This window comes from Lactobacillus juensis, from assembly GCF_036246285.1.
Taxonomy (GTDB): Bacteria; Bacillota; Bacilli; order Lactobacillales; family Lactobacillaceae; genus Lactobacillus; species Lactobacillus juensis.
In genome coordinates this window covers 743,896-759,336 of the sequence record NZ_BTTS01000002.1, presented here as the reverse complement: position 1 = coordinate 759,336, position 15,441 = coordinate 743,896, and the positions used below count along the sequence as shown (strand labels likewise).

The window sequence follows — 15,441 nt, the reverse complement described above, 5'->3', positions numbered from 1 at the left end:
CTCACCCATCCGCCGCTCGCGCTCTTGACTTCCTACCGAAGTATTCCGTTAAGATTGCTCGCTCGACTTGCATGTATTAGGCACGCCGCCAGCGTTCGTCCTGAGCCAGGATCAAACTCTCATTTTTTAATGTTTGTTTGAATGTTTGCTCATTCGTTCCAAGATTCGCATCTCGGATTTATTTGCTTGCGAAATTGACTTCGCTCTTTTGTTTTGGGTTCTTTAAACCCGCACATTTTTGCGAAAACATTGTTCAGTTTTCAAGGTACTACCTGCTGCTTTAAAACAGCTTTTTTATTTTCCCAGATTCAGTCCCTTTTGTCAAGCACTTTTTTCTGGGATCTTTTTTGCCGTCTTGCCCGACAGCGTTTATTATCTTACTAAAGCAGCTCGCTTTTGTCAACTGCTTTTGCTCGATTTTTTTGCCGCCCTTAGGGGCCTCTTGCCTTGCGGCTCATTGCCCGACGACAGTTATTAATACTAGCAATTATTTTTCCCTTTTGCAAGTACTTTTACCAAAAAATTTAAGTTCAGTCAGCTTTTTTTAGAGATTGTTCAATATGAACCAATAATAAATGGATACTCTGGTATACATCCCTGATATCATGGCGACATTCGTCTACCACCCAGTTAAAAACAATAGCATAAATTCCGTTCGCTACTAATTCAATTTTGCGAACTGAAAACGGACCTCTAGGTCGCATATAATTCTCTATTGCTAAAGCATATTCTTTTCGCAAAACGCGATAAAATTCTGGTGGATCTTGTGCAATTCTATTGACATTAATATAGAACATCTTATTTTCTTTTATTTTCAGCAACATGCGGTAAAACATCCGATCCATCGTTTCGCCATCTACACTTCGTAATGTCCGCCTAGTCTGCAGAGTTAAAACTGAGGTAAATAAATCACAAATATTACGGTATTTTGTGTAAAAAACACCACGATTTATATTTAACTTCTTGCAAAACCTAGTTACAGTGTACTTATAAACTCTATATTTTGACAGCTCTAACAGGAGAACTTGTTCAGTCTTTGTTAAGCTCATATTGATCGCTCCTACTTATAGTATCATAAGTATATCAATAATAATTATAAGTAGCAATACTATCTTGGAAAAAAATGATGTTATTTTTAAAAAGCTAAAAAAGTAGTTAAAGGGGCAGCATTCTTTAGTTTATCAGCTAAATAAAAAACCAACAACTATTAAAATCAGAGGTTGGTTTTCAGATAATAAGGTAAATATGATTTTTATTTTAAATTAGGCTTGATTATCACGCCTATTTTTTCTTTGTCGTTTAGCTTTACGAATTTTACTGCGCTGTTCAATTTTATTTTTTTGCGCTCTATCTTGTTGAATAGCTCTTTTAATCTTTTTCTTATAGCCTGGTTTACGTTTTTTTTGTGCTTTTTTTACCATACCCCTTACCTTATTATCAAGGCCTTGGGAAGTTGATTTTCTTGATGTGCGGCTATGATAATGTGTCCGTGGCACTAAAGAATTATCTTTAATTTCGACAAAATCAAAATGAATTCCCATTTTTTCCAGCTTAAGAATTTGATTCATTTCTTCTTCACGAATTAAGGTAATGGCGTGTCCCTTCATCCCATTTCGTCCAGTTCTACCGATACGATGAATTACAAATTCTAATTCGCGAGGAATTTCATAATTAATAACCAGACTGACACCTTCAATATCTATGCCACGTGCGGCTAAATCAGTTGCCACTACATACTGGTATTGTCCGGCCTCTACATCACGCATAGTTCTTTTCCGTTCGCGTTCAGTTATCCCACCATGAATATTAGCTACTTTTAAACCCTGATTATTGAGAAATTCTGCTAATTCATCAACGGTTTGCTTTGTGTTAGCAAAAATAAGTGCCAAATAAGGCTGCCCCATTGTTAATAATTGATAGAGTATTTTTTTGCGACTTTTTGAGCCAATATCAAGCAAATCGTTTTTGACCGTTGGCGAGATAACCGTGGGATTATCTATGACAATAGTTTCTGGCTTTGCCATGTATTTACGTAAAAAGTTAGCCAACTTAACCGGAATTGTAGCCGAAAAAGCAGTTAAAACACAATTTTGGGGCAATCTTTGGGCAATAAAATCAATTTCACTCAAAAAGCCCATGTCCAGTGTCATATCAGCCTCATCAATGACAAAGTTTTTGACATAATCTAAGGGCAAAATCTTTTTTTCAACAAAATCATGGAGTCTGCCGGGAGTGGCAACCACAATCTGAGGTTTATGACCAGAGATCTTATCTACTTGTCGTTCACGGTCGGTACCGCCAGCCAGATGTGCAATGGTAATGTTTAAACCGGAGGCATCCCTTAATTGGCGCGCAACTTGATATAATTGCTGGGCAAGTTCACGACTGGGCGTAGTCAAAATTGCTTGTGGATACAGAACGTTTTCATCAATTTCATTCATAACTGGGATCAAAAAAGCATGAGTTTTGCCTGATCCGGTAACTGCTTGCACTACAGCATTTTTGTGTGCCATTAAAACAGGGATTACTTTTTCCTGCACTTCAGTGGGTTTAACAAAATTAATATTTTTTAACCCCTGTCTAATTGCTGGTTTTATTTGGTCATTTTCAAAAATATTATTCATGTTCCTCTTGATATTCCTTGGTTACCTGAACTAGTTCTGCGAAAATTTGTTTCACTTCGGCCATATCTTTTGCGTTAGCACCGCTTGCTAAAGCGTGACCACCGCCATCATGTTGTGCTGCCAAGTCATTGATTACCGGGCCCTTTGAACGATAATGAACCCGGTAGGTGCCGTCTGGCTTTTCCACAAAAACATTCCAGGCAATGATGTTCTTAATTCGGCCGGGAGTAGAAACAGTACACGAAGCTTGGTCCGAATCCACACCCAATTTATGCAGAGTATCTTGGGATAAAACAGCATAGGCTGCACCACTCGGGTCAACTTTCATATACTCCAAAACTACGGCCTGCAACTTTGCTTGTTCAAAGGTAACGTCACTAATATTGCGGGCAATTTCATTAATATTAATTCCGGTCGCTGCCAATTTAGCCGCAATTTTAAAAGTATGATCTGTTGTTTCAGGATACATAAATCTACCGGTATCACCCACTATTCCAGCATAAAGGGGATAAGCAACTTCTGCAGTAAGTGGCATTTTTTCAGTAATAATAAAATCAGCTACAATTTGTGAAGCAGCAGGGGCCTGATCATCAACAAAACTCATATCAGCGTATGGTTCAACATCGGGATGATGATCAATTTTAATTAAGAAATCACCTTTGCTATATAATTTATTAGCAATACGGGCTGTATTTCCAGTGTCTGTGGTAATTACAAGAGCACCCACATAATCTTTTTCCGTTACTTGGTCCATCTTATTTATCCAAGTTAAGTCTCCTTCATCATTTTCACCCGCGCATAAGATACGCTTATTGGGAAACTGCAGCTTTAAAGAACGTGCAAGTCCTGCCTGAGAACCTAAAGCGTCTGGGTCTGGACTAGTGTGTCTATGTAAAATAATGGTGTCATATTGTGTAATTTTTTGATATATTTCGGTAAAAGTATTCATATCTAAACTCCTTTGTTACTTATATAAATTCCAGCCTAATAACAACTTTTTATTGAGTAAACAAATCTAAATCCATATTTTCATAGTCTGCTTCTGTAAAATCTGTAGCAGTCACACCCAAAAGTCTTATTCCATCATTTAAAAATGAACTGGAAATAGGATCAAAAAGTTCTTTAGCAACATTGTATAACTCTAATGGATTATTAGTAGCATGATCAAGTTTACGCCTTTTAGTAACAGTCTTAAAATCACTGTTGCGAATTTTTAAAACAACCGTATTGGCATAAAAATTACGTTCAATTAGCTTATCAGCAAGATCATTAACGTAATTACGCAAATTTGTCAGTGCAGTTTGCTCACTGTAAACACTAGGTTCATAGGATCGTTCAATACCAATAGATTTGCGATTACGTTCGTCATCAGGAATTACTCGGGATAAATCAATACCGTTTGCATGTTCTGCCATTAAATATCCCATACGGTTGAAATGGTTTATTAAATCACGAACATGCATTTTTTGCAAGCCACGTCCTGTAAAAACACCCATTTCTGCTAATTTTGCCTGTGTTTTGGGACCAATGCCATGAAACTGGGCTATTTTTTGTTTTGCTAAAAATTCTTTGGCTTCATCTGGCAAAATAATAGTGCGCCCAAATGGTTTCGAATACTCAGAACCCATTTTGGCTAAAAATTTGTTATAGGTGACACCAAAAGAACAATTTAAGCCAACTTCTTTTTTTATTTTCTTCTGAAGATTAATTGCAATCTGCAACGCAGAAGTTATCCCCAATTTGTTTTCAGTTACATCCAAATATGCTTCATCAAGCGCGATAGATTGAACGTTATCAGTAATTTCATGCATCAACTGATGTATTTCAGCAGAAACGCTATGATATTTCTTAAAATCAGGACTCATAAATACCAATTTATTTTTCGGTATCAGTCTTAAGGCCTTAATCGATGGCATAGCCGAATGAACGCCATACTGACGGGCGATATAATTGGCTGTCGCAACTACTCCATGACCATGATAATTTCTAGGATCCTGACCAATTACCAGTGCCTTATTTTTTAATTCAGGATGATCACGTGTTTCTACAGAAGCATAGAAAGCATCCATATCAAGGTGAATAATTTTTCTATGCGTATCATTTTTGGGCAAAAGACCATCGTCAAAGCTATTCATAGATCCAGCGCTCTGTCGGCGACTCAAAAATTTTAGCAGCTGACTTAGGACCCATTCTGTATGGTAAATATTGTTCAGGCTCTTGACCCTGTTCATTTTCTTTTTGCCATGCTTCTTCAACATTGTCAATAAATTTCCAATAGTTTTTTAATTCGCTCCAATGAGTAAAATTGGTTGAATCATTAACAAAAACGTCATGTAGTAGACGTTCATAACCATCTGGTACCTGTTTTTGCTCATCACTTGAAAATCCGTAACTTAAATCCTCTCGCCTGATGCCAGATTCATTGATTTTTTTACCATTAATAGTAATAAAAATCTGCATCTGCGGATCGATAATGATTGAAATGTTATTTGAATGAGCCATGCCATACTGATTTGACATATGTTTTAAAACAATGTCAATCCTATTTTTCTTTTCTCTCATTTCTTTACCAGTTCTGAAATAAATTGGTAAATCTGCTAGTGGCCCCTTTTTGAACTTAACCTCACCGGCTACAAAGGTTTCGGTATTAGAGTCTTCTGCTACATTCGGCTCTTGACGATAACCAAATGTAACATCACTACCGAGATATTGTCCCCTTACAAAATGCCGCGCAATTTCTTTTTCATTAGGAATCACCATGCTGTCTAAAAGTTCTTGCTTTGCCTGGTGGATACTCTGTGAAGTAAGATCCTTAGGTTCCGGCATTGCGAGCAACGTAATAATCTGAAAAATGTGGTTTTGCACCATATCGCGCAAAGCTCCTGATGTTTCATAATAGCCACCACGAGCCTCAACTCCAAGTTGTTCCGCCAAAGTAACCTGAACATTTTTAATATTATGATTATTCCAAATATTTTTAATCAAAGGATTGGTCAGCCTCATTGGCAAAATGTTCTGAATCATTTCTTTACCTAAGTAATGATCAATTCGAAAAATGTCATCTTCAGCAAAAGATGCAGTTATTTGCTTGTTTAACTCTTCTGCTGTAGCAAGATCGCGCCCAAAAGGCTTTTCCACAACAATGCGGTTAAAACCTGAACTGGTTAAATGTTGATCATTAATGTGTTCAGCAATAGTCCCAAAGAATTTAGGAGCCATGGCCATGTAAAAAATACGATTTCCCTGTGCACTATAACGATCGTCAAGATCCTGCGCCAAATTTTTCAAGGTTTCATAATGTTCGATATTTGTCACATCATGAGACTGATAGTAAAAATGGCTGGCAAACGCAGCTAAATCATTTTCATCCACTTCATTATGTGTTTCATGTACAGCGTCACTCACTTGGTCGCGCAAATATTCATGTGACCAGGGACGACGAGCTGTAGCAATTACAGCAAAATTATCGTGAATTAAACCTTGTTCAAATAAATTAAACAGTGCAGGATATAGCTTCCTGTGCGCTAAATCTCCACTACCGCCAAAGATAATCATAATTACCGGAATATTATTCATGAAAAAATCCTTTCTGTTACCTTTTTACACTAGCTTTATTTTATACTATTTTGCCGGTAAACTCGCGCTTTGAGCAATATTTGCTGTTTTTGTAGGCTAATTTTAGGTAACAAAAAAGTGCCTTAAAGGCACTTAATAGCCACTTTATTTTGACTTGTCTGGTGTTTCCTCAGATGAACTAGCTGGTTTTTCTGCAGTTGGTTTTTCTGCAGGCTTGTCCGGTTTTGGATCTGTAGTCGGTTCACCTTGCTCTGCTTCTTCAGCTTTATCAGCACTTTCAGAAGAGGCAGCTGGTTCCGCATTAGTTGCATTGTTTGGCAAAATTTGCTGTACCGCCATTCTACTAAAGGTTAAATAAATGCCATCTGCATCTAGCACGACAGTTTTGTCTTTGGTATTAACGGAATCAATTTTACCGTGCAGACCGTCAATCATGATGACGCTGTCACCTTTCTTCAATTGATTCATCATTTCCATTTTCTTTTGCTGTTGCTTTTTTTGGGGTTTGATCATAGTAAAATACATCAAAGCAATCAAAACAACAAAGATAATGATTGTCCACAAACTTCCGCTTCCATTATTAGCATTAGCTAAAAATAAATTATTCAATGTTACACTCCTCAAATTAAAATTACTCATTGTCTAAATATTAATTATACAAAAAATAACGATCAATTGCATTATTTGTTTGGCAAAGGCAAACCTAAATGAATGTATGCTTTCTCAGTGACCATTCTTCCTCTGGGAGTCATTAATAAAAAGCCATTTTGCATTAAATATGGTTCGTACAGTGACTGGATAGTTTCAACATCTTCACCTGAATTAGCGGCTAAAGTCCTGATTCCTACCGGACCACCGCGATAATTTTCAATAATCACACGCAAAATTTTGCGATCAGTCTGATTAAGGCCTTCATCGTCAACTTGCAATTGTTGCAGTGAGCTTTTGGTAGTCGCAAAAGAAATGACATCTTCTCCTTTGACCTGAGCAAAATCACGTACTCTTCGTAATAACCTGTTAGCCACACGCGGCGTACCCCTAGATCTGCGTGCTAATTCATGTGCTGCTTGAGGTTCAATATCAATATTAAAAACTTTGCTGGAACGACAGATAATTTTTTCCAGTTCATCAACCGTATAGTACTGCAAGTGTTCCACGATACCAAATCGTCCGCGCAATGGTGCAGACAATTGCCCAGCTAAAGTAGTTGCGCCAACTAAAGTAAAGGGTGGCAAAGGGACATGAACCGCGTGAGTTGTCTGCCCTTCACCAATCACGATATCAACATAATAATCTTCCATTGCGGAATAAAGTACTTCTTCAATTGGCTTGGCCAAGCGATGGATTTCATCAATAAATAAAATATCACCAGGATTAAGATCAGTTAGCAAGGCAACTAAATCACCTGCTTTTTCAATGGCTGGACCACTAGTGCTCTTTAGGTGAACACCAAGCTCATTAGCAATTACAAAGGCTAAGGTAGTTTTACCTAATCCTGGAGGGCCATAAAGCAGAACATGATCAAGAGCCTCGTCTCTTTTTTTAGCAGCTTTAATATAAACTGCCATTTCTTTTTTTACCCGTTTTTGTCCCAAATATTCATCTAGTGTTTGGGGACGCAGTGAAAATTCGGCCTGTTCTTCTTCTGAGCCTTGGGCTTCACCAGAAACGATCTCATTTTTATTTTCTGCCAACTGTCTCACTTCCTTTTTAAATCATTATTTTCATTATAACAAGATTTACTTCTTTAAGAGAAGAGACAATCCCTTTTTGATGTACTGATCTGCCGTCGTCTTCTCTTCTTTAATTAAAGCCGGTGTAATTCTGTCTACTTCTTTTTTAGTATAACCTAGTGCAAGTAAAGCTAATAAAGCATCATTTAATTCCGGCGTTACTTCTGCTAAAGCTTCTTTATTTGCCTTCTTGACATAGTCTCCTAATTTACCTTTTAAATCAAGGACAATTTGTGAAGCTGTTTTTTTGCCTACACCAGGAAAACGAGTTAGGTATTTCACCTCACCCTGTTCAATTGCTTCAGCTAGAGAATTACTGTCTTCAGCGGCCATAATTGCTAAAGCAGATTTTGGTCCGATACCACTGACACTTAAAAGTTTTAAAAACAATCCTTTATCATCTTCAGTCTGGAACCCATATAAGGTAACTCCAGTATCTCGCACAATTTGTTCGATAAAAACTCGCACTTTTTGCCCCTCTTGGTATGCATACGGTGAGGGACTAAAGACCTTGTAGCCAACACCATTTACGTCAACTACTATAAAATCTGGCTTGATTAGTGTAATAGTACCATTTAAATATTCATACATTTGCTATTAGTCTTTCTTAAACATTTTGCGTAAATCACTTTTTCTTAGGTGCACAATTACCAAATTACCCTTTGCGTCATGATATGGATCAGAAACTTGTCTTAATTTTGTCAAAATTTCGCCACAATCCGCAGATGTCAGTTTTTTGCGTCCCGAAACTTCCCTTTGTGCCTGATCTGCTGCTATTCTTTTAATTAAATTTTGAGAATTGCTGTCATCTACGTTTAAAAACGCGTCTAAAATTGTACGCACAGAATGTTCGACATCTGTACCGAGCCAGGTAGGATAGGATCTCAAGATAAAGGTATCTTGTCCAAAATCTTCTAAAAAAATACCAATTTTTTGAATATCTGCCAACTTATCTTTTATTTGTAGAAAATCTAAATTGCCAAATTCTAAAATTAAAGGACTCAATAAACCTTGCTGGCTGATTTTAGAACTAGACAATTCGAGCATAATCTTTTTAAAAGAAAGCAGTCTTCTGGCGGCAACTTGATCAATTAAGTATAAATCATTATTATTTGTAGCAATAATATATACTTTAGTCTGACCTACAAAACTTAGCTCGGGTAAACTACTTGCCAGTAATTCATCCCCCGTAGAAATTATCCCGCTATTAGATTGCTTACTGGTAAAAGGCGTCAACTGACATTGTTTTCTAACGTTCTCAGTCCAAGTGGCGGTAATCAGATAACGATCATCATCACGCGGAACATCTAAATTCACGTACTGTGTGTGTTGGATATGCTGAATTTCTTCAGGACGAGTTTCATTAATCTGGTCAGTTTGAGTTTCAGGTCTATTAGTTTCAACCACATTTTTATTTAAATTAAATTTTAGCTGATCAATTAAAGTATCCTGTGTAGCATTATTCAAATTGCTGATGGCATCAGATTTTGTTTCATTTTTCAAAAGCACAGTGCTGATGGCATTTGTTATCAAACGACTTAATTCAGTTTCTTTAGATAAACGTACCTCTCTTTTTGTGGGGTGCACGTTAACATCTACCAAAAGCGGATCAGTTTTTATCTTAACAACAGCTATCGGATAATGTTTAGCAGCAAGATTATTACCATAACCATCCATCACTGCACTCGCTAAATTGAAGTTTCTAATGTAACGACCATTGAGTAAAATGGAAATGAAACTACGCGTAGATCTGGTAAGTTCAGGATTAGAAATCAAGCCACTTATCTCAAAGTCATTATCACTGCCTTTAAATGACAACATTTTTTCTGCAATATTTCTGCCATAAACACTAGAAACCGTTTGCCGTAAATTATTGTTGCCAGCTGTTCTTAGTAATATGCGACCTTCGTTCATCAATGTAAATGCAATTTCAGGATAGCCTAACGCAATCCGATTAATAATATCCACAATTTTCATAATTTCAGTTCTCGGACTACGTAAATATTTCAATCGCGCCGGCGTGTTATAAAATAAGTCTTTAACAGTAATCTGTGTACCTTTTCTGGCAGCCGCATCCTCCTGTGCTTTTTTAACTCCACCCGCAAACTCGGCGCGCGTACCTATTTCATTAGAAGAATTAGTTAAAATTTCGACATGACTGACTGCAGCAATTGAAGCTAAGGCTTCCCCCCTAAAACCTAATGTATTGACATTAAATAAGTCATGCTCATTTGCAATCTTACTGGTCGCGTACCTGGTAAAAGCAAGATCAATCTGATCACTATCAATTCCGGAGCCGTTATCCTGAACTACAATTTGCTTTAAACCGGCATCAGTGAATTCAATTCTAATTCTGCTACTACCTGCGTCAATTGCATTTTCCACCAGCTCCTTTACCACACTGGCAGGTCTTTCAATTACTTCTCCAGCTGCTATCTGATTAGAGAGATTGACCGAAAGCTCATGTATTTTTGCCATGACTAGTTCTCATCCTTTAAATCTTCCTGCCAGTTTTCGACTAGCTGCATTACTTGCAAAGGCGTCTGATCAGCCAAATAAAGATTAGAAATTTCATCTAAGATATCTTTTTCTTTATCAGTTAATTCATCCTTAGAATCTGATGGTGTTTCAATAGGTACTGCTTCTGTTTCACTAACTGAACTAAACAAATCCAGCTGCGTGGAAGCTGGGCCCAAATTACTTCCTTGAGCTTCAAGCCTATTAAGCAACTTGGTAGCTTTTCGTAAAACTTTTCTCGGTAACCCGGCAAGTTGAGCAACGTGAATGCCATAACTTTGATCAGCAGGTCCAGGTAAAATTTTATGAAGAAAGATCAATTTACCGTTTTCTTCAGTTGCCCCCACATGAATATTCTTTAAATGAGGCAGTGTCTGTTCCATCGCCGTTAGCTCATGGAAGTGAGTCGCAAATAACACTTTAGCACCAACCTCATCATGTAGATACTGAACAATAGCACCAGCGAGTGCCATACCATCATAGGTTGCTGTTCCACGACCAATTTCATCAAATAACACCAGACTCCTCTTAGTCGCATGCTGTAATGCATCGTTAGCTTCGGTCATTTCGACCATAAAGGTACTTTGTCCGGAAATTAAATCGTCTGCCGCACCAATACGAGTAAAAATTTGATCAAAAATAGGCAAATCTGCACTATCTGCTGGCACAAACGAACCAATTTGAGCCATCACGGCAATAAGTGCCATCTGCCTCATATAAGTGCTTTTTCCGGACATATTAGGACCAGTTATCAGAAAAATGTCTGTATTTTCTGTTAATTTTACATCGTTAGGAATAAAAGAGCCTGCCTTCATCACCTGTTCAACTACAGGGTGACGTCCCATGATAACTTTAACATCCTGATTATCAGTATGAAATTGTGGTCTGCAGTAATTATTATCTTCAGCTACTTGAGCAAAAGAACAGAAAACATCAAGCTCTGCCACTTGTCCAGCCAACTTTTGCAATGCTGGAATGTATTTCTTAACTTCTTCTCTTAATTTCACAAACAAATCATATTCTAAATCCGTCGATTTGGTCTGTGCTTCTAAAATCAGATTTTCATGTTCTTTAAGTTCTGGAGTAATATAGCGCTCAGCATTAGTCAGAGTTTGTTTACGGGTATACCGATCAAGAGGTACCTTGCCCTTATTAGAATTTGTAACTTGAATATAATAACCAAAAACCTTGTTGTAACCAACTTTTAAATTCTCAATACCAGTTTTGGTCCGTTCATCCTGCTCCATTTCAGTCAGCCATTTTTTACCATTATTCATGGCATCCCGGTAGCGATCAAGTTGACTATCAACACCATCTTTGATTAATCCACCTTCAGTGGTCAGAACTGGAGGCTGATCAACAATGGTATCTGTAATTAATTTAGCAATGCCTTTTAACGGATCAATTTGTCTTGCAAAATTTTGCAAATTTTTATTATCCGACTTTTGCATTGCTGTCAAAATTGTCGGCACGGCATTGAGAGAGTGAGCCAACTGTAATAACTCGCGGGCATTGACATTGCCAAAAGCAATGCGCCCAGTTAAACGTTCCAGGTCATAAACCCCTTTAAGAGCATCGTTAATATTTTCTCGCGTAAAATATTCATCAATTAAGGCCTGCACCATTTCTTGCCTTTTATTTAGCTGCTCAACTGACAAAAGTGGCCGAGCCAGCCATTGTTTTAACAGTCGTCCACCCATTGCAGTGTGAGTTTTATCCAGAACCCAAAAAAGGGAACCCATTTTTTTGCCGGTTTTCGCAGATGCCGTTAACTCTAAATTATCCCGTACGGTATGAGACATTTGTAAAAATTGATTGACTTCATAACTTTTTGCTACCTGTAAATGGGCTAAACTGCGACGCTGAGTCTGCAATAAATAACCTACAAGTTGTTTTACAGCAGCTTTTTCGGCAGAATTAGTCAAATCCTGTTCAGCAAAAGAAATCTCTGCATGCTTGCCAGTTAATTCTACGGGCTCTGACACTGTAATATTGGCTTTATGAAGAAAATCACTATCCTTATCACTTAGGTGACCATTAAAAACGACTTCGCGTGTACGCAGCGAAAGTAATTCATTTGAAACAGCAGCAAAGCTCTTTAAATGGGTAGCGTAAATTTCACCGGTAGATAAGTCACTGTATGCTAGTCCAAAGCAGCTTTTGGTAGTTACAACAGATGTAAGATAATTCGATTCTTTAGCTTCACTGGGCTTGTCATTCATTAAAGTTCCCGGAGTCACAAGTTGAATTATGCCCCGTTTAACCATTCCTTTAGCTTTTTTAGGATCTTCGAGTTGTTCACACAAGGCTACTTTGTAGCCTTTTTCAACTAAAGTATCTACATAAGATTGAACAGCTACATGCGGGACTCCCGCCATGGGAACAGGATTTTCAGTTTTATTTGACCTGTGAGTCAGCGTTAATTCCAAAATTTGCGCACCTTTGACTGCATCATCTTCAAATAATTCGTAAAAATCGCCCACCCGATAAAAAAGGAAAGCATCGGGATATTGCTTTTTAATTTCGTGATATTGCTCCATCATCGGAGTCAGGTTTGTTTGCGCCATTATTCCCCTTCTTTTCTGCATTACTGTTTATTATTATACGCTAAACTTCTTATTAAAAGAAAAAAGACCGCAAGTAAAACGATCTCTTTTCACAATATGCTTTTTAGTTGCAATAATTGCTTTCTGTTTAAAAAATTTAAGCAATATGCCCTTCAATACTCTGCAAATCTTTTTTGCCATCCATTTTCACAATAGCGGTAATTGCTGCGGTAATGCCTTTGACATCATCTGCTAGGCTAAGACATGGAGTTTCAGGTTTAGCAACAACTTGCTCAGGTAAATATGGAATATGCATAAAGCCAGCTTTTAAATCATGAAATTCCTTGTCAATCATATACTGCACTTGATACATTATATGATTGCAAACAAAAGTCCCTGCCGTTGTTGAAACAGAACTTGGCAGTCCAGCTTCCCGAATTGCACGTGCCATCGCCTTAACAGGAAGCTGCGTGAAATATGCGTTTTGACCATCTTCATGAATAGGACTGGCAATAGGTTGATAGCCTTTATTATCAGCAATACGGCCATCATCAAAATTGATAGCTACACGCTCTGGAGTCAGTGCAAACCGGCCACCAGCTTGTCCGATATTTAATACATAATCTGGTTTTTCCTTAAGAATAGCTTCATGAACTACATCCGCACAGTCACCAAAAACTGTTGGTATTTCAAGTTTAACTATTTTTGCACCTGCAATTTCATTGTCCAGTCTTTTAACTGCTTCAATTGCAGGATTAATTTTGTCATCACCAAAAGGATCAAAACCTGTTACAAGAATTTTCATTATCTTTTCTCCTTATTATCTTAAAATGCTAAAAAGTACATTAGAACTATTTGAATGAGCAACATGCTAATTGCAATCGGAAATTGTTGTTTGATCACACCTAATTGATCTTTCATTTCCATTAATGCAACTGGCAAAGTATTGAAATTGGCTGCCATTGGAGTAAGCAATGTGCCACAATACCCAGATGTCATTCCCAGTGCTGCAACTACAATCGGTGAGCCACCTTGGGCCACAACGAAGGGTATACCAATCCCTGCTGTAATAACCGCAAAAGCCGCAAATGCATTACCCATAATGGCAGTAAACAATGCCATGGCAATGCAATAAAGCGCAACTCCTAATAAGTGGTTTCCAATAGGAAAAAGACCAGAAATAGCCTTGGCAGTCACTTGTCCCACACCTGAAGCTGTAAATACCACACCCAAAGTAGCGAGTAATTGTGGCAAAATACCGGCAGAGCCGACAGAACGCACCATTCTTTGTGTATCTTCGTAAACTACTTTGGCATTTGATTTAGTCAAAATTTGGGCAACAACAAGTGAAACAATAGCTGCTACACCGATACCTACTTGACCACCTAAATTAGTAAATTGGGCTATGACCAAAGCTAAAACTGCTAGCAAAATACTGGGTAAGAAAATCCAGTTGCCAATGCGGTTAACCGTTTTTTGAGCTAATTTTTCATCCAATTCCTTAATATGGCCGACACGAACTTGCTTAAATAATGATAGCAAGGCAATAATGACGATAAGGCAACCGTTAATTGCATTTGGCAGCCACTGTCCAGCACAGAAAAGCACTGCAAACAAAAGCCAAAATAATCCAGTACCCCAACGAGCTGAATTAGACTGGTCGCGCCAAGATTCAATAGCAGCAGCCAAGAAAAATAGGCCAATTAAAATATAGAATGCAAGTAAAATATTATTAATTAAAGTATCCATTATTTCTCCTATTTTTCCTTATTTTTCATTAACTTTTGGTCAAACGCGTGATTGTAGAACAAGCATAAAATATAGCTGATAATAGCTACAGGAAAAGTGTATAAAACAATACCGGCAGGATCTACAGGATGGCCCAGCGATTTCATCGTACTTGCAATAAGTAAAACACTTGAGGAAGCCACAAACAGGTTTTGCGCAAAGAAATTACCAAAATTTTCTGTTGCAGCAGCTCTACCTTTAATTTGGTCTACTTCAAGAGGTGTCAATTCGCTATTAACTCTACCTGCTGCTTGTGCCATGGGATTAATTAATGGCGCAATAAACTGGACGTGACCCTGCAGCGAAATGCCAAAAGCACCAGCAATTTCACGAACGGCCTGGTAAATATCGAATATACGACCAGGTGTCAGTTTCTTCATTTTTTTAATCAAATTAACAGCGGCTTGTTTTAAACCATGTCTTTCTAAAATTCCAATAGTTGGTAAAGTGAGAAAGAAAAGAGAAACCATTCTGTTATCCATAAATCCTTTACCCAGAATTGTCAAAAATGAGGTAAAATCTATTCCTGAAACTAATGCTGTAACCATAGCAGCAATTACAACTACTGCTATCGTGTCAAGCCCTAAAGCGAATCCGACTACAATAACAACAATACCTAATAAACTTAAATATTCCACTAATGTTCCTTTCCAGTGA

The 15,441-nt window shown here is 37.7% G+C and carries 13 protein-coding genes and 1 rRNA gene; all 14 read right to left on the bottom strand.

Going from position 1 to position 15,441, the window contains the following annotated elements; all coding sequences use genetic code 11:
• Window positions 1–127, bottom strand: a 16S ribosomal RNA gene (locus AAA926_RS07805); the annotation flags it as partial.
• Window positions 128–530: 403 nt separating this feature from the next.
• Entirely contained in the window at window positions 531–1,049 is a 519-nt protein-coding gene (locus AAA926_RS07800) for a TetR-like C-terminal domain-containing protein (RefSeq protein ID WP_198180973.1), read from the bottom strand.
• Between the two features lie 213 nt (window positions 1,050–1,262).
• Window positions 1,263–2,624 carry a DEAD/DEAH box helicase gene (locus AAA926_RS07795; protein ID WP_198180974.1) on the bottom strand — a complete coding sequence of 454 codons (1,362 nt, stop codon included), beginning with the start codon at window positions 2,622–2,624 and terminating at the stop codon, window positions 1,263–1,265.
• Window positions 2,617–3,573 carry a DHH family phosphoesterase gene (locus AAA926_RS07790; RefSeq protein ID WP_198180975.1) on the bottom strand — a complete coding sequence of 319 codons (957 nt, stop codon included), beginning with the start codon at window positions 3,571–3,573 and terminating at the stop codon, window positions 2,617–2,619. Before AAA926_RS07790 ends, AAA926_RS07795 begins: the two co-directional genes overlap by 8 nt.
• 49 nt (window positions 3,574–3,622) lie before the next feature.
• Window positions 3,623–4,759 (bottom strand): DNA polymerase IV, encoded by a 1,137-nt coding sequence (dinB, locus tag AAA926_RS07785; protein WP_198180976.1) that lies wholly within the window; start codon window positions 4,757–4,759, stop codon window positions 3,623–3,625.
• Window positions 4,752–6,200 carry a glucose-6-phosphate dehydrogenase gene (gene zwf / locus AAA926_RS07780; protein ID WP_198180977.1) on the bottom strand — a complete coding sequence of 483 codons (1,449 nt, stop codon included), beginning with the start codon at window positions 6,198–6,200 and terminating at the stop codon, window positions 4,752–4,754. The genes dinB and zwf overlap by 8 nt, the downstream gene beginning before the upstream one ends.
• 144 nt (window positions 6,201–6,344) lie before the next feature.
• Complete coding sequence (gene yajC / locus AAA926_RS07775) at window positions 6,345–6,809, bottom strand: preprotein translocase subunit YajC (protein ID WP_198180978.1); 465 nt, start codon at window positions 6,807–6,809, stop codon at window positions 6,345–6,347.
• Window positions 6,810–6,880: 71 nt separating this feature from the next.
• The gene (gene ruvB / locus AAA926_RS07770) at window positions 6,881–7,894 is read right to left on the bottom strand and encodes a Holliday junction branch migration DNA helicase RuvB (RefSeq protein WP_198180979.1); all 1,014 of its coding nucleotides are present in this window, start codon (window positions 7,892–7,894) and stop codon (window positions 6,881–6,883) included.
• A gap of 45 nt (window positions 7,895–7,939) precedes the next feature.
• Entirely contained in the window at window positions 7,940–8,524 is a 585-nt protein-coding gene (gene ruvA, locus AAA926_RS07765; protein WP_198180980.1) for a Holliday junction branch migration protein RuvA, read from the bottom strand.
• Between the two features lie 6 nt (window positions 8,525–8,530).
• The gene (gene mutL / locus AAA926_RS07760) at window positions 8,531–10,411 is read right to left on the bottom strand and encodes a DNA mismatch repair endonuclease MutL (protein ID WP_338212255.1); all 1,881 of its coding nucleotides are present in this window, start codon (window positions 10,409–10,411) and stop codon (window positions 8,531–8,533) included.
• 2 nt (window positions 10,412–10,413) lie between these two features.
• Window positions 10,414–12,993, bottom strand: coding sequence for a DNA mismatch repair protein MutS (gene mutS, locus AAA926_RS07755; RefSeq protein ID WP_198181075.1), 2,580 nt, complete (start codon window positions 12,991–12,993; stop codon window positions 10,414–10,416).
• A gap of 160 nt (window positions 12,994–13,153) precedes the next feature.
• The gene (gene pcp, locus AAA926_RS07750; RefSeq protein ID WP_198180982.1) at window positions 13,154–13,801 is read right to left on the bottom strand and encodes a pyroglutamyl-peptidase I; all 648 of its coding nucleotides are present in this window, start codon (window positions 13,799–13,801) and stop codon (window positions 13,154–13,156) included.
• Window positions 13,802–13,821: 20 nt separating this feature from the next.
• Complete coding sequence (locus AAA926_RS07745; RefSeq protein WP_198180983.1) at window positions 13,822–14,745, bottom strand: DUF979 domain-containing protein; 924 nt, start codon at window positions 14,743–14,745, stop codon at window positions 13,822–13,824.
• An 8-nt stretch (window positions 14,746–14,753) separates the two neighbouring features.
• Window positions 14,754–15,422 (bottom strand): 5-oxoproline transporter, DUF969 family subunit, encoded by a 669-nt coding sequence (locus AAA926_RS07740; protein ID WP_198180984.1) that lies wholly within the window; start codon window positions 15,420–15,422, stop codon window positions 14,754–14,756.
• Window positions 15,423–15,441: the final 19 nt, after the last annotated feature.